Origin of the sequence: Agromyces sp. MMS24-JH15 (assembly GCF_043518605.1) — a bacterium.
GTDB lineage: Bacteria > Actinomycetota > Actinomycetes > Actinomycetales > Microbacteriaceae > Agromyces.
On the sequence record NZ_CP171358.1, the window covers coordinates 1,843,786 to 1,861,298 of the forward strand.

17 protein-coding genes are annotated in these 17,513 nt (G+C 71.1%); 11 read left to right on the forward strand and 6 right to left on the reverse strand.

Features of this window, described 5'->3' with window-relative positions; translation table 11 throughout:
- The first annotated feature begins 67 nt into the window (after window positions 1-67).
- The 3 genes from ACDF64_RS08345 (at window position 68) to ACDF64_RS08355 (ending at window position 3,671) form a co-directional block, all read left to right on the forward strand.
- On the forward strand, window positions 68-1,627 hold the full coding sequence (locus ACDF64_RS08345; protein WP_394554785.1) for an ABC transporter substrate-binding protein: 1,560 nt from the start codon (window positions 68-70) through the stop codon (window positions 1,625-1,627).
- Window positions 1,628-1,696: 69 nt separating this feature from the next.
- Complete coding sequence (locus tag ACDF64_RS08350) at window positions 1,697-2,701, forward strand: ABC transporter ATP-binding protein (RefSeq protein ID WP_394554787.1); 1,005 nt, start codon at window positions 1,697-1,699, stop codon at window positions 2,699-2,701.
- Entirely contained in the window at window positions 2,691-3,671 is a 981-nt protein-coding gene (locus ACDF64_RS08355; RefSeq protein WP_394554788.1) for an ABC transporter ATP-binding protein, read from the forward strand. Before ACDF64_RS08350 ends, ACDF64_RS08355 begins: the two co-directional genes overlap by 11 nt.
- Window positions 3,672-3,737: 66 nt before the next feature.
- Here the strand turns inward: ACDF64_RS08355 and ACDF64_RS08360 are convergent, their stop codons facing one another.
- The 4 genes from ACDF64_RS08360 to ACDF64_RS08375 form a co-directional block, all read right to left on the reverse strand.
- On the reverse strand, window positions 3,738-4,505 hold the full coding sequence (locus tag ACDF64_RS08360; RefSeq protein ID WP_394554791.1) for an SDR family NAD(P)-dependent oxidoreductase: 768 nt from the start codon (window positions 4,503-4,505) through the stop codon (window positions 3,738-3,740).
- A gap of 136 nt (window positions 4,506-4,641) precedes the next feature.
- Entirely contained in the window at window positions 4,642-5,661 is a 1,020-nt protein-coding gene (locus tag ACDF64_RS08365; protein ID WP_394554792.1) for a cyclase family protein, read from the reverse strand.
- Window positions 5,658-5,867 (reverse strand): ferredoxin, encoded by a 210-nt coding sequence (locus tag ACDF64_RS08370; protein ID WP_394554794.1) that lies wholly within the window; start codon window positions 5,865-5,867, stop codon window positions 5,658-5,660. The genes ACDF64_RS08365 and ACDF64_RS08370 overlap by 4 nt, the downstream gene beginning before the upstream one ends.
- On the reverse strand, window positions 5,867-7,036 hold the full coding sequence (locus tag ACDF64_RS08375) for a cytochrome P450 (RefSeq protein WP_394554797.1): 1,170 nt from the start codon (window positions 7,034-7,036) through the stop codon (window positions 5,867-5,869). Before ACDF64_RS08375 ends, ACDF64_RS08370 begins: the two co-directional genes overlap by 1 nt.
- Before the next feature lie 147 nt (window positions 7,037-7,183).
- On the opposite strand from ACDF64_RS08375, the gene fdxA reads away from it, so the two are divergent.
- From fdxA to ACDF64_RS08415, 8 genes are all read left to right on the forward strand, one after another.
- Window positions 7,184-7,498, forward strand: a complete 315-nt coding sequence (fdxA, locus tag ACDF64_RS08380) for a ferredoxin (protein WP_394554798.1) — start codon at window positions 7,184-7,186, stop codon at window positions 7,496-7,498.
- Window positions 7,499-7,883: 385 nt separating this feature from the next.
- Window positions 7,884-8,759, forward strand: coding sequence for an SDR family oxidoreductase (locus tag ACDF64_RS08385; protein WP_394554799.1), 876 nt, complete (start codon window positions 7,884-7,886; stop codon window positions 8,757-8,759).
- Window positions 8,760-8,817: 58 nt separating this feature from the next.
- Window positions 8,818-10,314: an aldehyde dehydrogenase gene (locus tag ACDF64_RS08390; protein ID WP_394554800.1), complete on the forward strand. Its 1,497-nt coding sequence runs from the start codon at window positions 8,818-8,820 to the stop codon at window positions 10,312-10,314.
- A 139-nt stretch (window positions 10,315-10,453) separates the two neighbouring features.
- On the forward strand, window positions 10,454-11,743 hold the full coding sequence (locus ACDF64_RS08395; protein ID WP_394554801.1) for a cytochrome P450: 1,290 nt from the start codon (window positions 10,454-10,456) through the stop codon (window positions 11,741-11,743).
- On the forward strand, window positions 11,743-11,955 hold the full coding sequence (locus tag ACDF64_RS08400) for a ferredoxin (protein WP_394554803.1): 213 nt from the start codon (window positions 11,743-11,745) through the stop codon (window positions 11,953-11,955). The genes ACDF64_RS08395 and ACDF64_RS08400 overlap by 1 nt, the downstream gene beginning before the upstream one ends.
- Window positions 11,952-12,443: a Zn-ribbon domain-containing OB-fold protein gene (locus ACDF64_RS08405; protein ID WP_394554804.1), complete on the forward strand. Its 492-nt coding sequence runs from the start codon at window positions 11,952-11,954 to the stop codon at window positions 12,441-12,443. Before ACDF64_RS08400 ends, ACDF64_RS08405 begins: the two co-directional genes overlap by 4 nt.
- Complete coding sequence (locus ACDF64_RS08410) at window positions 12,440-13,588, forward strand: thiolase family protein (RefSeq protein ID WP_394554806.1); 1,149 nt, start codon at window positions 12,440-12,442, stop codon at window positions 13,586-13,588. The genes ACDF64_RS08405 and ACDF64_RS08410 overlap by 4 nt, the downstream gene beginning before the upstream one ends.
- Window positions 13,585-14,811, forward strand: coding sequence for a CaiB/BaiF CoA transferase family protein (locus ACDF64_RS08415; RefSeq protein WP_394554807.1), 1,227 nt, complete (start codon window positions 13,585-13,587; stop codon window positions 14,809-14,811). Before ACDF64_RS08410 ends, ACDF64_RS08415 begins: the two co-directional genes overlap by 4 nt.
- 166 nt (window positions 14,812-14,977) lie before the next feature.
- Here the strand turns inward: ACDF64_RS08415 and ACDF64_RS08420 are convergent, their stop codons facing one another.
- Together ACDF64_RS08420 and ACDF64_RS08425 are read right to left on the reverse strand one after the other, a co-directional pair.
- Window positions 14,978-16,132, reverse strand: a complete 1,155-nt coding sequence (locus ACDF64_RS08420; protein ID WP_394554808.1) for an Mrp/NBP35 family ATP-binding protein — start codon at window positions 16,130-16,132, stop codon at window positions 14,978-14,980.
- A complete protein-coding gene (locus tag ACDF64_RS08425; RefSeq protein ID WP_394554810.1) occupies window positions 16,125-17,513 on the reverse strand; it encodes an FAD-dependent oxidoreductase in 1,389 nt (462 codons plus the stop codon). The genes ACDF64_RS08420 and ACDF64_RS08425 overlap by 8 nt, the downstream gene beginning before the upstream one ends.

Here is a 17,513-nt window from a genome sequence, read left to right on the forward strand (position 1 = left end):
GACGTCCCACCGCACCGCACTTCCCACCAAGAGAACCATCCAACCTCCACCAAGAGACAGGAAGACCATGAAGACCACGAAGCGATCGATGCTGATCGCGGCAGTGGCGGCCGCAGCGCTGTTGCTGACGGGCTGCGCCGCCGAATCCACGCCCGCCGCCGAGGAGACCGTCTCGACCGAACCCGTGTCGGGTGGCACGCTCCGCGTGCTCGAGGCCGTGCAGCCGACGGGCTTCGACCCCGTCCAGGTGTTCAGCTCGACGTCGATGCCGATCACCTACACCGCCCTCTACGGCCAGTTCGTCATCGCGAACCCCGAGACCGGCGGCTACGACTGCGGCCTCTGCGAGTCGTTCACCACCGAGGACGGCGGCGCGACCTGGGACGTCGTCACGCGTGAGGGCCTGACCTTCACCGACGGCACTCCGTTCGACGCGGCCGCGATCAAGTACAACTGGGACCGCATGAAGGACCCCGCGCTCGGCTCGGCCAGCGCCGGCGTCGCGAGCCAGATCGACCACATCGAGCTCGTCGACGAGCGCACCGCGCGACTGCACCTCGTCGTGCCGAACCCCGGCCTGCTCGGCCTCATGCCGATCTACGCGCTCCAGTGGATCGCGTCGCCGACCGCACTCGAGCAGGGCCAGGAGGCCTTCAACAAGAACCCGATCGGCGCCGGACCGTTCGTCTTCGACAGCTGGACGCCGGGCGGCACCCTGAAGCTCGTGCGCAACGAGGACTACTTCGACGAGCCCGCCTACCTCGACGCGATCGAGATCCAGGGCGTGACCGACAACACGCAGCGCCTCAACGGGCTGATCGCGGGCCAGGCCGACATCATCCTGAACACCGACGCCCCGACGCTCGCCGACGCGGAGGCCGCCGGATACGCCAACGAGGTCTACACCTTCAACGGCGGCATCGGGTTCATGTTCAACACCGCGAAGCCTCCGTTCGACGACGTGCGGGCCCGCCAGGCGGTCGCGTACGCGCTCGACCTGCAGCAGATCAACGACGCCGTGAACAAGGGGAGCGGCGACGTCCCGACCACGCTGTTCAGCGAGGACTCGCCCTTCCATGAGGACATCCCGCTGCAGACCTACGACCCGAAGAAGGCGCAGAAGCTGTTCGACGAGCTCGCCGAGGACGGCACGCCGCTCTCGTTCGCCTACACGGTGTTCCCGGGCACCGGCCCCGCGATCTTCGACGCGCTGCAGGCCCAGCTCGCCCAGTACGACAACGTCACCGTGACCGCCGACCAGCGCGACTCGTCGCAGCAGGGCGTCGTCACGACGTCGGGCGACTACTCGATGGCACTGTCCTCGCTCGCGTTCTCCGACCCGGGATCGCGACTCTGGGGCGCCCTCAACGGCACCGCGAACCGCACGAACTACTCGCGGATCAACGACCCGGAGATGAACGAGGCGCTCGACGCCGCGCTCGCGACGTCGGACACCGCCGAGCAGAAGGAGCAGTACGCCATCGTCCAGGAGCGTCTCGCGGAGCTCGTGCCCTACGTGCTGTTCCAGGAGTTCCTGAACGGCGCGACCGTCACCGACAAGGTGCACGGCGTCGAGATGTACGGCTACACGACGCCCGCCGCCGCGAAGATCTGGCTCGAGCCCTGACCCTCTGGGCGGGGTGCTGCGCCCTCGGGCGCAGCACCCCGCCCCCACTCCACGGAGGTGGACGCTGTCATGAGCGATGACATGCTGCTGGAGGTCACCGACCTCCACGCGTATATCGGCTCGCCCAAGGGCGTGGTGAAGGCCGTCGACGGAGTCTCGCTGCACGTACGCCGCGGCGAGGCGCTGGGGATCGTCGGCGAATCGGGCTCGGGCAAGTCCGTCATGGCCCGCGCGATCATGGGGCTGATGCCCGCCCGCTCGGACCGGACCGGCGAGGTCAGCTACAAGGGCCGGGACCTGCTCGGCCTGAAGCGCAAGGAGCTCCAGGAGATCTGGGGCCCCGAGATCGCGATGGTCTTCCAGGATCCGGGCCGATCCCTGAACCCGGTCGTCCGGGTCGAACGCCAGCTCACCGAGGGGATGCGCCGGCACCTCGGCGTCTCGCGGAGCGAGGCGAACACGCGGGCGCTCGACCTGCTCCGCGAGGTGGGCGTCCCGGACCCCGAGCGGCGCCTGCGCGCCTACCCGCACGAGCTCTCGGGCGGCATGCGCCAGCGCGTCATGATCGCGGTCGCGCTCTCGTGCGAGCCGTCGCTCCTGATCGCCGACGAGCCGACGACCGCGCTCGACGTGACGATCCAGCGCCAGGTGCTCGACCTACTGCGGCGCGTGCAGACCGAGCGGGGCATGTCCCTCCTGCTCATCTCGCACGACCTGCACGTGGTCGCCGGCCGCACCGACCGCACCGCGGTCATGTACGCGGGGCGCCTCGCCGAGATCGGCGAGAGCCACGTCGTCTTCAACGACCCGCAGCACCGGTACACGACCGCGCTGCTCGGGGCGACCCCGTCGATCGACCACGTCCGGCACGCGCCGCTCGCGGTGATCCCCGGCTCGCTGCCCTCGCCGACGGAACCGCCCCCCGGCTGCCGGTTCGCGCCGAGGTGCGCGGCCGCGTCCGAGGCGTGCACCGAGGCGCAGCCCGCGATGGTGGAGGTCGACGTCGACCGCGACCACGCGGTCGCCTGCTTCCACCCCACGAACACGAGAGAAGGTGAGCTCGTTGGCTGGTAGCGGCAGCGCGCACCTGCGCGGCGACGCGGCGATCCTGTCGGTCGAGGACCTCGAGGTCGAGTACCACACCTCGCGAGGGGTGTTCAAGGCGGTCGCGGGCGTGAGCTTCGACCTGCTGCCCGGCGAGACGCTGGGGATCGTCGGCGAGTCCGGCTGCGGGAAGTCGACGACCGGCCGCGCCGTGCTCCGGCTCGATCCGATCGCCGGCGGGACCGTCCGCTACCGCGAGGAGCGCATCGACACCGCTTCGGCGACCCGGATGCGGGAGCTCCGTCGCGACATGCAGATGATCTTCCAGGATCCCGTCAGCTCCCTGAACCCGCGTCGTGCGGTCAAGGAGCTCGTCATGGAGGGCGCCGCGATCGGGGGGATGCCGCAGAAGCAGCGCGACCTCGAGGCGCCCGAGATCCTCTCGCAGGTCGGCCTGCCGAGCGAGCGCTTCGCCGACATGCTGCCGCGGCAGCTGTCGGGCGGGCAGGCGCAGCGCGTCGCCATCGGGCGCGCGCTCGCGGTGCGGCCGGGCCTGCTCATCTGCGACGAGCCGGTCTCGGCGTTGGATGTCTCGGTGCAGGCGCAGGTGCTCAACCTGCTCGAGGAGCTGAAGCAGAAGTACGACCTCACGATCGTCTTCATCGCGCACGACCTCGGCGTCGTGCGCAGCTTCAGCGACAAGGTCCTCGTGATGTATCTGGGCAAGACGTGCGAGTTCGGCGACTCGGTCGAGGTCTACGCCCGTCCGGCGCATCCGTACACCCGTGGGCTCCTCGACTCGGTCCCCGCGCCCGAGGAGGAGGACGGCTTCGCCGGGCCGGCGCTGACCGGGGACATCCCGTCGCCCCTCAACCCGCCGTCGGGCTGCCGGTTCCGTGCGCGGTGCCCGCTCGCGCAGGATCGGTGCGCCGAGGAGGAGCCCGAGATGCGCGAGGTGCGCCCCGGGCAGTTCGCGGCGTGCCACTTCCCGCTCGACTGAGTCCTGCGACACGGAGTGGCCCCGGCATCATGCGATGCCGGGGCCCCTTCGCTATGCAGGGTGCGATCAGTCGACGGACGTCGTCGAGGTCGTCGCGCCCCCGTCGACCGGCACGATCGCACCGGTGATGAACGACGCCGAGTCGGAGAGCAGGAAGACCACGGGCGCGGCGATCTCGGCGGGGTCGGCGAGGCGCTTGATGACCTGGCCGGCGGTGACCGCCCCGATGTACTCGTCGGGCAGGTCCTTCGTGAGGCCCGTCCGCACGACCCCGGGGCAGACCGCGTTGACCCGGATGCCGTATCGCCCGTACTCGAGCGCGGCGCTCTTCGTGTAGCCGACGACCCCGTGCTTCGCGGCGGTGTACGGACCGGTGAGCGGCGACGCGACGAGCCCGGCGAGCGACGCCGTGTTCACGATCGAGCCGCCGCCGTGCTCCTTCATGTAGCGGATCTCGTGCGCAAGGCAGAAGTACGGGCCCTCGAGGTAGAGCTTCAGCGCCCACGCGTTCATTTCGCTGTCATAGTCGGCGAGTTCCTTCGGCGGGATCCCGCCGGCGGCGTTGTTGTGGGCGAAGTCGAGCGATCCGTACCGGTCGACCACCGACGCGACGAGGGCCGCGACGGACGGCTCGTCGGTGATGTCGGTGTGCTGGAAGGCGGCGATGCCGCCCTCCTGCTCGATCAGGCGGACGGTCTCGAGGCCCGCCTCGTCGGCGATGTCGGCGATGACGACCTTGCCGCCGCGCCGGGCGATCTCGAGCGCGGCGGCACGGCCGATGCCGCTGCCGCCGCCGGTGACGAGGCCGGCCTTGCCGATGAACGATGCGGTCATGGGACTCCTTGGTTCGAATGCGGGATGGGGATGCGGAACGGGCCGGCATCTGGTGGGATGCCGGCCCGTTCCGGGGTGCCCGAGCGCCGCGCCGCGGGGTGCGGTTCGAGCGCGCGAGGGTCTGCGATGGCGAGGCTCAGTAGAGCAGCAGCGGGTTGATGAGGACGCCGGTCGAGCGGTGGATGGCGGTCGGTGCGGCGACGATCAGTCCGGTGGATGTCCCGGCCTCGCGCAGGGCGGCGACGGCGGGCCCGAGCAGGCAGTTGTCGACGATGCAGAGGCCGATCGCATAGATCAGGCTGTGCACCTCGAGCCGTCCGCCGTCCTCGTTCCGGGCGTCGTGGAAGTCCCAGAGGAGCACGCCCGGGTCCTTCGCGGCGATCCACTCGGCGCCCTCCCGGCCGATGCCGGGGCGGGCGACCGCGGCCGCGCCGCTCGGGTACACGTTGCCCGCGGCCTCGTAGCGGTCGCGGCCCTGGTAGACCACGATCGCGTCGCCCGGCTGCAGGTCGACCCCGGTCGCCGCGAGCGCGGCATCGAGCTCGGCCGCGGTGACGGGCTGCTCCGCGGTCACCCAGTCGGCACCGCGGACGGCGGGGATGTCGAGCACCACGGCCCGCGTGGCGATGCCGTGCTGGGCCCAGTTCACCATCGTGTCCTCGTCGGTCTGCGAGGCCTCCGCGGGGATGGGACCGTGCCACGAGGCATCCGCCCCGATGTGGGCCAGGCCGTCCATGTGGGTGTTGTGCACGCCGTGCGCGTCGTACGTGATGACGTCGCCGCCGTGCGCGTGCCGGCCGTAGATGCCGACGCCGACCTCGAGCTTCACCGTGCCGTGGCCGTCGGGCAGCTCGGCGTTGCCGAGCGCCTGCCACTGCGCCTTCTCAGCCTCGGCGATCGCGCGGCCGTCGGCCAGCCGGTCGGGTCGCGTCTCGACCTCGCGCTCGAGGGAGATCGCGCGGCCGCGGCGGACCGAGGCGGTGCCGCGAAGCCGTGCGGCCTCGTCGATCCGCGCGACCGAGCCGCGGCACTGCGTGCCGGCGACGTGGTGCGCGGCCTCGTGGGCGTCGGCGATCCGGCGCAGCCAGGGGGCGAGCGGGTCCGGACCGGACAGGTCGGGTGCGACCGCGGCGGGGGTGGATTCGGTCAGGGTCATGATGCGGCCTCCAGGGCGAACGAGAGCGAGCGGCTGGGGCACACGTGGACCGCCTCGGTCGCGCGCGCGAGTTCGTCGGGCGTCGCGGGGGCCGGGCGGAGCACCAGGACGAAGCCGTCGTCGTCCTGGTCGAACGCGTCGGGGTCGGTGAACACGCACTGGCCCGACCCGATGCAGGTGGCGCGGTTGGCGCGGATCTCGGTCATCACCACGCCACCGGAAGCGAGTAGACGCCGTAGTTCGGGCCCCACTCCTTGAACACGATGCCCTCGAACCCCTCGGCCAGGCGGAGGGTCGGCAGGCGCCGGACGACGGCCTCGAGCACGACCTCGAGCTCGAGGCGGGCGAGGTTCTGGCCGAGGCACTGGTGCGGGCCGAATCCGAAGGCGAGGTGGTTGCGGGCGCCGCGCGTGAAGTCGATCCGGTCGGGGTCGGCGAAGACCTCGGGGTCGCGGTTCGCGGTGTTGGTGAGGGCGAAGACGGCCTCGCCGGCCTGGATCAGCGTGCCGCCGACCTCGATGTCGGCCGTCGCGAGGCGCAGGCCCCCGACCTCCGCGATAGTGAAGTAGCGGAGGAGTTCCTCGACCGCGCCGGGGAGCAGGCTCGGGTCGTCCCGGAGCTGCTGGAGCAGCTCGGGCTTGTCGAGGAGCGTCGCCACGCACAGCGAGATCATGTTCGCGGTCGTCTCGTGCCCGGCGATGAGCAGGAGGAACCCGAGTGCGGCGAGTTCATCCGTCGGCGCGCCGGCGGCGAGCTGGCGGCTGAGCAGGTCGTCGCCGGGGTTCTGGACCCGGTCGGCCACGAGGCCGGAGATGTACTCCTTGAGCGCGCCCATCGCGGCGATCCGCTCGTCCTGGGTGCTGTCGGCGTCGACGAAGGCCGCGCTGTTGTCCTGGAAGAGCGCGTGGTCCTCGGCCGGCACGCCGAGGAGCTCGGCGATGACCACCGACGGCACGGGCAGCGACAGCGCGGCCACGAGGTCGGCCTCGGTCCCGCTCGCCAGCATCGCGTCGATCGCCTCCTCGACGATCTCCTCGACGCGGGGACGCATCGCGGCGATCTTCTTGACGGTGAACTCGTTCATGATGCGGCCGCGCTGCTGCGTGTGCTCCGGCGGGTCCATCTCGATGAGGTTCTTGAGCTTCGCGGCGGACGTGTAGCCCGCGTTCGTCGGGTGGCCCGGCAGCGAGCGGTCCGAGCTGAATCGCGTGTCGCCGAGCATGGTGCGCGCGTCGGCGTGCTTCGTGATCACCCACAGCGGGCGCTCACGCCACTGCACCTGGCTGATCGGCGATTCCCGCTGGATGCGCAGGTGTTCCAGCGGCGGGGAGTAGGGGTCGACGCGTTGCATCGAGAAGGTCGTGGTGGTGGTCATCGAAGTCTCCTGTCGTGAGCAGCCTTGGTCACTCGGTCATCCGGTGTTAGATTTGAGATCTAACGCTTAGAAGTGCCGCCTAGTGTACCCACGTCGAGTGCGATGAGTCCAGACGGCGGGAATCACGATGATGTGAGGAGAAATCAAATGGCATTCGTGGTGACGCAGGCCTGCGTCGACGTGAAGGACCGCAGCTGCATCCAGGTGTGCCCGGCGGACTGCCTGTTCGAGGGCGAGCGGATGATGTACATCAACCAGGACCTGTGCATCAACTGCGGTGCCTGCGAGCCGGCCTGCCCGACGCAGGCGATCCGGTACGACGACGAGCTCGAGGGCGATGACGAGATGTTCATCCAGATCAACGAGCAGTTCTTCGAGGGGATCGACATCTCCAAGGGCGGACGCAAGACCGGCAAGGTCGAGCACGACGCCGAGTTCGTCGCGCAGCTGCCGCGCGCGTAGCGCTGACCACCGGACGCGGGTCCGGAGCCTTCGGGCTCCGGGCCCGCGTTCGTCGTCTCCGGCGCGCGATGATCGTCGGGCGTGGGGCGCGCGGGGGCGGGCGCGGCGGCGCCTGGCCGGGAGGCCGCGCAATGTTCGGTTCCACGGAATCCCCGTTCCATCAGGGAGAACGTCTCGCGAATGGTGAGCCTTCGTCGCTTCCGTGCGCGCTGCGCGCGCCCCGAAACTTGGAATCAAGCACCCTGTCTTGAAACTGCGAATCGACGCGGGTCCGGAGCTCCGGTTGACACCGGATGCCTCACTTGAGATAGTAGTCCGCAACGTTTCGTTGGATAGATCACCTGTTCCGCAAAGCGGAACACAACCTGAGACAAGGGAGTCATCAGTGACGGACTACTTCGGCTACGCCGGCAAGACGGTCGTCGTGACCGGCGCGGCATCGGGCATGGGGCGCGCGCTCACCGAGATGCTCGTCGACCTCGGCGCCGACGTGTACGCGCTCGACCGCGTGGAGGCACCGGTGGCGGGGGTGACGAAGTCGATCATCGCCAACCTGGGCGAGCAGGCTTCGATCGACGCCGCGTTCGCCGAGATCCCCGAGCGCATCGACGCCTTCTTCGGCATCGCCGGCATCTCGGGCGTGCACAACACGTTCCTCGAGACCATCACGGTCAACTTCATCTCGAACAAGTACGTGACCGACACGTACCTCGTCGAGCGCGTCGCAGCCGGCGGCTCGATCTCGTTCGTGACCTCGAACGGCGGCCTGCGCTGGGAGAGCCCGGCGGTCCGCGAGGAGCTCGAGCCGTTCGTCCGCGGCGGCGACTGGGACGACCTCGTCCGCATCGCCACCGAGTACGAGGCCGAGTTCGGCTCGATCCCCGGCTCGCTCGGATACATCCTGTCCAAGCGCCTGCTCAACCTGTTCGTCGCCGAGCGGGTGTCCCCGTTCGCCGACCTGCGCAAGATCCGCGTCAACGCCGTGCTGCCGGCCATGACGGTCTCCGGCATGCTCTCCGAGTTCGCCGAGATGAAGGGCGGCCAGGACAAGGTCGAGGCCGAGGTCGGCCCCGCCGGCCGCCTCGCCGAGTCGGTCGACATGGCCAAGGTCCTCGCGTTCCTCGGCAGCGACCTCGCGAGCTACGTCTCGGGTTCGCACGTGTCGGTGGACTACGGCATGAACTCGCTCCAGCTCGCCGGCCTCGAGCCGGACCGCCTCAGCTGGACGCTTCGCGGCGTCCTGTCCCGCCAGGCGGCCTGACCCCCAACCCCCTCCGGGGCCCAGCGCCCCGAAACCACAACGAAGTGAGGAGAGTTACGTGACCGACGTACTCACAGTCCGCGACACCGCGACCACCCTGCGGCACCCCGACAAGCTGTTCATCAACGGAAGGTGGGTCAAGCCCGCCGGCACCGGCACGCACGGCATCATCGACTCCGCGACCGAAGAGGTCTTCTACCACATCGCCGAGACGACCCCCGCCGACATGGACGCGGCGATCGCCGCCGCCCGCGAGGCGTTCGACCGCTCCCCGTGGCCGTTCCTCGAGCCGAGTGAGCGCGCCGTGTGGCTGCGCAAGCTCGCCGCCGGCCTGCGTGCGCGATCCGAGGAGGCTGCGAGCTTCTGGACCCGCCAGACCGGTGCCACCTTCCTCATGGCGAAGCACTCGATCGCCCGCGTGCCGGCGCTGTTCGAGTACTACGCCGACCTGGCCGACACGTACGACTGGGTCAGCGTCGACAACCCCGAGTTCGCGGCCTTCGGAGCGGTCGTCAAGGAGCCCATCGGCGTCGTCGGCGCGATCGTGCCGTGGAACACCCCGCTGTCGCTCGCGGCCTACAAGATCGCCCCGGCGCTCCTGGCCGGCTGCACCGTCGTGCTCAAGGCGCCGCCGGAGGCTCCCGGCGAGCTGCTCATCCTCGCCGAGATCGCCGAGGAGATCGGCCTGCCCGCCGGCGTGCTGAACGTCGTCAACGGACACCGGAACGTCAGCGAGCAGCTCGTGCGCGACCCGCGCGTCGACAAGATCGCGTTCACCGGATCGAGCCACGTGGGCCGCCAGATCGCCTCGGTCGCCGGGGCGCGCCTCGGCCGCTACACGCTCGAGCTCGGTGGCAAGTCCGCCGCCGTCATCCTCGACGACGGCGACATCGCCAAGGCCGCCGCCGCGATCGCACAGCAGGAGTGCTCGATCAGCGGCCAGGTCTGCATGTCGCTGACCCGCGTCATCGTCACCAAGGGCGAGCGCCACGACGCGATGGTCGACGCCCTCGCGTCCACGTTCGGCCAGGTCGTCGTCGGCGACCCGTTCGACCCGGCGACCCAGCTCGGCCCGGTCGCGCTGGCCAAGCAGCAGGCGAGCGTGCTCGACTACATCCAGAAGGGCATCGCCGAAGGCGCGCGCCTCGTGACCGGCGGTCACCGACCGGCTCACCTCGAGCGCGGCTGGTTCATCGAGCCGACGATCTTCGCGAACGTCGACAACCGCTCGACGATCGCGCAGGAGGAGCTGTTCGGGCCCGTGCTCTCGGTCATTCCGGCCGAGAACGAAGAGCACGCCATCGAGCTCGCCAACGACACGGTGTACGGCCTGAACAACGCCGTCTTCACGGACGACAACGAGCGCGCCTACCAGGTCGCGCGTCGCCTCCGCTCGGGCACAGTCGGCCACAACGGCTTCAAGACCGACACCCGCATGGGCTTCGGCGGCTTCAAGCAGTCCGGCGTCGGCCGCGAGGGCGGCATCCAGGGCCTGGGCCCGTACCTCGAGTCCAAGACCGTCCTCCTGGATGGCGCTCCGGCCCGCTTCCAGTGAGCCGCTGACCCCAGCGAGCCACGGATCCGGCGGGCGGGCGACCGCCCGCCCGCCGGACCCGCAGAACCACCCGCACGTCCCGACCGACGATCCGGCCCCGGCCGACCGACCCGGTGACACGCAGAGAAAGAGACCACGGATGACCACCGTCGAAATCACCCCCACCGACGTCGACTTCTTCACCGACCCCGACGTCGCCGCGAAGGCGGAGCCCTACTTCGACCACATGCTCGCGAACCACCCGGTCTTCCGTGAGCCGAAGTACGGCGTCGTCATCGTCACCGGCTACGAGGAGGCCCTGCAGGTCTACCACCAGCCGGACGTCTACTCCTCGATCAACCGCACCGGCGGCCCGGTCGTCGACCTCCCGTTCGAGGTCGTCGGCGACGACATCAGCGAGCTGCTCGAGCAGCACCGCTCGTTCTTCCCGCAGAACGACCAGATCGTCACGTTCGACCCGCCGATGCACGCCGACCACCGCTCGATCCTGATGGGCCTCATCACGCCGAAGCGCCTCAAGGAGAACGAGCAGTTCCTGAAGGACACCGCGGACCGGTTCCTCGACGAGATCATCCCTCGGGGCAAGGCCGACTACATCTGGGACTACTGCAAGGGCTACACCGTCCTCGCCGTCGCGGACCTCCTCGGCGTGCCCGTCGAGGACCACCCGATGCTGCTCGACCTGCTCGCGTCCGAGCCCGGCCCGACGCTCGGCAACCTCGAGCTCCAGGCCAACCACCACAGCTCGCTCGAGCGCCTCTACGAGTACTTCGTCGCGCGGATCGAGGAGCGCCGCGCCGACCCGCAGGACGACGTCCTCACGGGCATGGCGCTCGCGACCTTTCCCGACGGCACGCTGCCCGAGCCGATCGAGGTCGCCCGCATCGCGTCGAACCTCTTCGCGGCCGGCCAGGAGACCACGGTCCAGCTCATGGGCATCACGCTCCAGCGGATCGCCGAGGACGCCAAGCTCCAGGAGCGCCTGCGCCAGGACTTCTCGCTCATTCCGAAGTTCATCGAGGAGACCCTGCGCATCGAGGCGCCGATCAAGGGCTCGTTCCGGCTCGTGAAGCGGCCGACCGAGCTCGGCGGGCTCGAGCTCGCGCCCGGCACGGTCGTGATGCTCCTGCACGGGGCATCCGGACGCGACGCCCGCGTCTTCGAGAACCCGGCCGAGTTCGACGCCGAGCGCCCGAACGCGCGCCAGCACCTGGCCTTCGGCCGCGGCATCCACACCTGCCCGGGCGCGCCGCTCGCACGCGCCGAGGCGGTCTTCTCGATCCAGCGGATCCTCGAGCGCACCACTGCGATCACCATCGACGAGTGGCACCACGGCACCGCCGACGCACGCGAGTGGAACCTGATCCGCAGCTACAAGTTCCGCGGCCACACCAACCTGTACCTGCGGTACACCCCGGCGGAGGCGTGATGGGCGAGCACCTCACCATCGACCGCGACCGCTGCATGGGGTCGGGGCAGTGCACGTTCTACGCCCCGAACACCTTCGACCTCGACGACATCAGCGTCGCGATCGTGATCGACGAGCACGGCGACCCGGAGGACAGCATCCGGCAGGCGATCGAGGTCTGCCCGACGCGGTCCATCGCGCGCGCCCTCGCAGCACAGGGAGCAGGCGAATGAGCATCGCGACGACGACGGCCGCTGCGAGCACCGAGGTCGCGGTGTCGCGACCGAACCCGGACCTCGAGTCCGACGGCCTGCTCGGCGAGTTCCCCGAGGGCCCGCGCCTGGTCGGGACCCGTTGCGACGCGTGCGGGCGCACCATGATCGGCGGGCGCATCGTCTGCAGCGGGTGCGTGGGCACGGAGGTCTCGCGCGTCGCGCTGCCGACGACGGGCGTCCTGTACACCTTCACGCGCCTGCACGTCGGCGGCGACGGCGTGCGCGCGCTCGGCTATGTCGACTTCGACGGCGACGTGCGGACCCTCGCCGACCTGCGCGAGACCGCGCCGCTCGTCCCGGGGATCCGGGTCGAGCTCGGCGTCGACGGCGACGCGTGGTACTTCGCGCCCGCGACGGACGACGACGCCGAGGCATCCACCGACGCCGAGGCATCCACCGAGACCGAGGCATCCGCCGCCGGCACCGAACCCGAGGACCGAGCATGACCGAGAACGTCCACGTGATCTCCGCGGCCATGGTGCCGTTCGGCAAGCACCGCTCGTCGTCGTACGTCGGGCTCGCGGTGCCGCCGCTCATCGACGCGCTGCGCAGCGCCGGGATCCGCAAGTCCGACGTCGACGCCGTCTACGTCGGCCACTCCTACGGCGGCATGATGACGGGCCAGCGGATCTGCAAGGAGATCGGCCTCGGCACGGTCCCGACCGTCAACGTGGACAACGCGTGCTCGGGCGGCGCGACCGCCGTGCACGAGGCGTGGGAGGCGATCTCGCAGGGCCTCATCGACGTCGCCGTCGTGATCGGCGTCGAGAAGCTCACCCAGTTCGGCGGCGGCACGCTGCCGCTCTCGCCCGAGGACCGCGAGGTGAAGCAGGGCATCGTCATGCCCGCCGTCTACGCCATGCGGGCCACGCGCTACCTGCACGAGACGGATGCCACGCCCGAGGACCTCGCGCTCGTGAGCGTCAAGGCGCGCAAGCACGGCGCGCTCAACCCCTTCGCGCAGTTCCGCTCGGAGGTCACCGTCGAGGAGGTGCTCGCGGCCCGCCCGGTCGCGGACCCGCTGACCCTGCTGATGTGCTGCCCGACCGGTGACGGCGCGGCCGTCGTCGTGCTCGCCTCGGAGCGGGCCAAGGCCCGGATCGGCGCCGGCGCGAGCATGCGCGTCGCGGCGTCGGTGCTGCACTCGGGCGAGGTCGCGGAGGGCTTCCGCGACATGACCCGTCCGGCGATCAGCGCGCACTCCGCACACGACGCGTACGAGGCGGCCGGGATCGGACCGGAGGACCTCGACCTCATCGAGCTCCACGACGCGTTCTCGATCGCCGAGCTCGTCTACTACGAGGCGTTCGGCCTCGCGGCTCCCGGCCGCGGGATCGACCTGATCCGCGACGGGCGCACGACCTTCGGCGGCGACGTCGTCGTCAACCCGTCGGGCGGGCTCCTCGCGAAGGGGCACCCGGTCGGGGCGAGCGGCGTCGCGCAGATCGCCGAGGCGTTCTGGCAGCTCACCGGCACGGCGGGCGACCGCCAGGTCGAGGATGCCCGGTGGGCGATGACGCACGTGACCGGCGGCGGCACCGCGGGCCTGGACCACGGCGCGTGCACGGTCCACCTCTTCGAGGCCGCATGAGCGCCGCGCACCGGCCGCCGCTCGACGGGGTCCGCGTCGTCGACCTGACGACGTTCCTCTCGGGGCCCTCGGCGACGCAGCTGCTCGGCGACCTCGGTGCCGACGTGATCAAGGTCGAGGCGCTCCAGGGCGACTCGAGCCGTGCGATCGCGGGCCCCGAGGTCGACGGCGACAGCGCGTACTTCCTCGCGAACAACCGGAACAAGCGCTCGATCGCGATCGACCTGAAGTCGCCGCGCGGCCTCGAGGTCGCGAAGCGGCTCATCGCGGGCGCGGACGTCGTGATCGAGAACTTCCGGCCCGGCGTCGCCGCGCGACTCGGCCTCGACCCGGTCGCCGTCCAGGCGGGGCATCCGTCGCTCGTCTGGGCCTCGATCAGCGGGTTCGGGCAGGAGGGACCGTGGCGCGACCGGCCCGCGTACGACATGGTCGTGCAGGCGCTCGGCGGCACGATGAGCCTGAACGGGCACCCCGGCGCGCCGGCCGCACGACTCGGGATCCCCGCGGGCGACGTGGTGGCCGGCCTGTATGCCGTCATCGGCATCCTCGCCGCGCTGAGCGCGCGCGAGGGCACCGGCAGCGGCCGGGTCGTCGACGTGTCGATGCTGCGCGGGCAGCTCGCGATGCTCTCGTACCAGGCGGTGTACGCCTCGGTGAACGACGCCGCACCCGGCCCGCAGGGCGCTGCGCACGACTCGATCGCGACGTACCGCTCGTTCCGCGGCGGCGACGGCCGCGAGTTCGTCGTGACCGCGAACACGCCCCGCATGTGGGAGGACCTCTGCGACGTGCTCGGCGTGCCCGAGCTCGTCGTCGACGACCGGTTCGTCGACGCCGCCGCTCGCCTGCGGAACAAGGCCGAGCTGTGGGAGATCCTCGAGGCCCGCGTCGCCGAGCGACCGGCGGCCGAGTGGGTCGAACTCCTCACCGCCGCCTCCGTGCCCGTTGCGCCCGTGAAGAACGTGCTCGAGGCGCTCCAGGACGCGCGCGAGGCGGACGACGGGTCGCTCGTGACCGTGCGGAACGGGCACGCCGCGTTCGAGAACGTCGCGACGCCGATCCGGTTCGTCGACACCGACGAGGTCGAGCCGACCTACCCGCCCGCGCTCGGGGCCGACACGATCGAGCTGCTGGCCGGCGAGCTCGGGTTCTCGCGCGACGAGGTCGACCGGCTCGTCGAGGACGGCGTGGTCGGCACGCCGGCGGTCGCGCTCGCGCACTGAGCTCTGCGCAGACACGGGGACACGCTGCGCAGCAGGAAGACGAGGGCCGGATCCTGGGGATCCGGCCCTCGTCGCGTGCGTGGCGGCGTGCGGGCACGGGGATCGTCCGGGCGCACGGATGCCCCGGCGGATCGATGTCCCGCGCACGGACGCCCCGCTGACCGCGTCAGGCGACGGCGAGGGGGAGCTTCACGCCCGCGAGGGTGCGGGGACGCACGGCCAGGGACTCCGCGAGCGCGGCGATGGCCTGCGCGGCGGGGTCGGCGGGGTTCCCGACGACCACGGGGATGCCGTCGTCGCCGCCCGAGCGCAGCGCGGTGCTGAACGGGACGCCGCCGAGTGCGGGGACTGCATCGCCGAGGGCGGTCAGGCGGTCGGCGACGGCCGTGCCGCCGCCCGAGCCGAACGGCTCGAACGGGCTGCCGTCGGGCAGCACCGAGGGCGACATCGTCTCGACGACGCCGGCGATGCGCTGGCCGAGCTGGCGCGCGAGCAGTCCGCTTCGGACCGCGACCTCGGCTGCGGCGCGCTGGGGCGTCGTCACGACGAGTACCTCGGCGTGCGGGAGCAGCTGGCCGACCGAGATCGCGACGTCGCCGGTTCCGGGCGGCATGTCGATGAGGAGCACGTCCAGGTCGCCGAAGAAGACGTCGTTGAGGAACTGCTCGAGCGTGCGGTGCAGCATCGGGCCGCGCCACGACACGGCGGCGTCCTCGGCGCCGGGGCGCAGGAACATGCCGATCGAGACGACCTTGACGCCGTGCGCGATCGGGGGCAGGACGAGGTCGTCGACCCGGGTCGGGCGCACGGCCCGCCCGTCGGCGTCGAGCAGTCCGAGCAGGCCCGGGATGGAGAATCCGTGCACGTCCGCGTCGACGAGTCCGACGCGAAGTCCGCGCGCGGCGAGCGAGACGGCGAGGTTCGCCGTGACGCTGGACTTGCCGACGCCGCCCTTGCCGCTCGTCACGGCGATGACCCGGGTCAGCGAGTCGGCCGTGAACGGCGAGGTCGCCTTCGGGCGGCTGCCGCGCAGGCGCGCGGTGAGCGCGGCGCGCTGCTCGTCGGTCATGACGCCGAGCTCGACGTGGGCCTCGCGGATGCCGGGCACGGCGGCGGCCGCCTCCCGGACGTCGCGCTCGATGCGCTGCGCCATCGGGCAGCCGACGATCGTGAGCAGCACCCCGATCGAGGCGACGCCGTCGTCGACGACGACCTCGCGGATCATCTCGAGCTCGCCGAGCGAGCGACGGAGCTCGGGATCGACGACGGCGCCGACCGCTTCGCGGACGGCGCCGAGCGTGTCGAGCGTGGAGCTAGGCATGGGCCGAGGCCCCGGCGAGCTCGGGCTCCGGGGAACCCAGCGGCTCCGGGGCATCCGCTGCGACCTGCAGCATGTCCTCGCGGACGTGCAGCTTGATGCGCTCGCGGTCCACCGCCGCACCCGTCGCGATCTCGGCGTCCTCGATCGCGCGCCACGCGTTCCAATCCACGACCTGGACCCCGCGCGAGCGGAGCAGGTCGTCGACCTCGTCGGCGCTCGCGGCGGTCGAGGCGCCGTCGCGCTCGCCGAGGTCGGCGAGGAGCGAGGTGACCGTCTCGAGCGCGCACTTGCGGTTCGTGCCGACGACGCCGTTCGGGCCGCGCTTGACCCAGCCGGCCACGTAGACGCCCTCGACGACCTCGTCGCCGTCGACGACGCGCGAGTCGAGGTGGGGGATCGTGCCGGTGCGCTCGTCGAAGGGCAGGCCGTCGAGCGGCTTGCCGAGGTAGCCGACCGAGCGGAGCGCGAGGTCGACCTCGAGGGTTTCGCTCACGGTCGGGTCGCTGGTCTGCACGAGCCGGATGCCGGTGACGGCGCCGTCGGCGTCGCCGAGGAACTCGGCGGGCGTGCGGTCGAAGAGGAACCGGATGGTCTTGTCCCGTCCGAGCGAGCCGCGCTCGGCGGCCTTCTGGAAGGTCGCGACGAGGCGCCGCGCCGCGGGGTCGGCGGCGAGGACGGCCTGCTGCTCGGCGTCGAGCTCGAGGTCGGCGGGGTCGATGATCACGTCGGTCGACTCGACCTCGAGGAGTTCGATGAACTCCTTGTTCGTGAACTTCGCGTAGGCGGGGCCGCGGCGGCCGATGACGACGACCTCGTCGATCGTGCTGCCGGCGAAGGACTCGACGACGTGCTCGGGGATGTCGGTGAGCCGGAGCGCCTCGGGCGTGCGGACGAGCATCCGCGCCGCGTCGAGTGCGACGTTGCCGACGCCGATGACGACCGCGCGGCGCCCGTCGAGGACGAACGCGTCGACCGCCTGGTCGGGGTGGCCCTGGTACCAGGACACGAACTCGCGGACCGCGTTCACGCCGCCGAGGTCTTCGCCGGGGATGCCGAGCCGGCGGTCGAGCGGCGCGCCGTGCGCGAACACGACGGCGTCGTACCGTGCGCGGAGCTCCTCGATCGTGAGGTCGGTGCCGATGTGCACGTTGCCGAGGAACCGGACGCCCGGGGTCTCCTCGAACACCTCGGCGAACGACGTCGTGATCGACTTCACGCGGGGGTGGTCGGGGGCGACGCCGTACCGGACCAGGCCGAACGGGGTCGGGAGCTTGTCGAAGACGTCGACCTCGACGGGCGACTCCGACTCCTCGGTGAGCAGCTGCGCGGTGTAGGCGCCGGACGGACCGGAGCCGATGACGGCGATGCGGGTGACGGACAT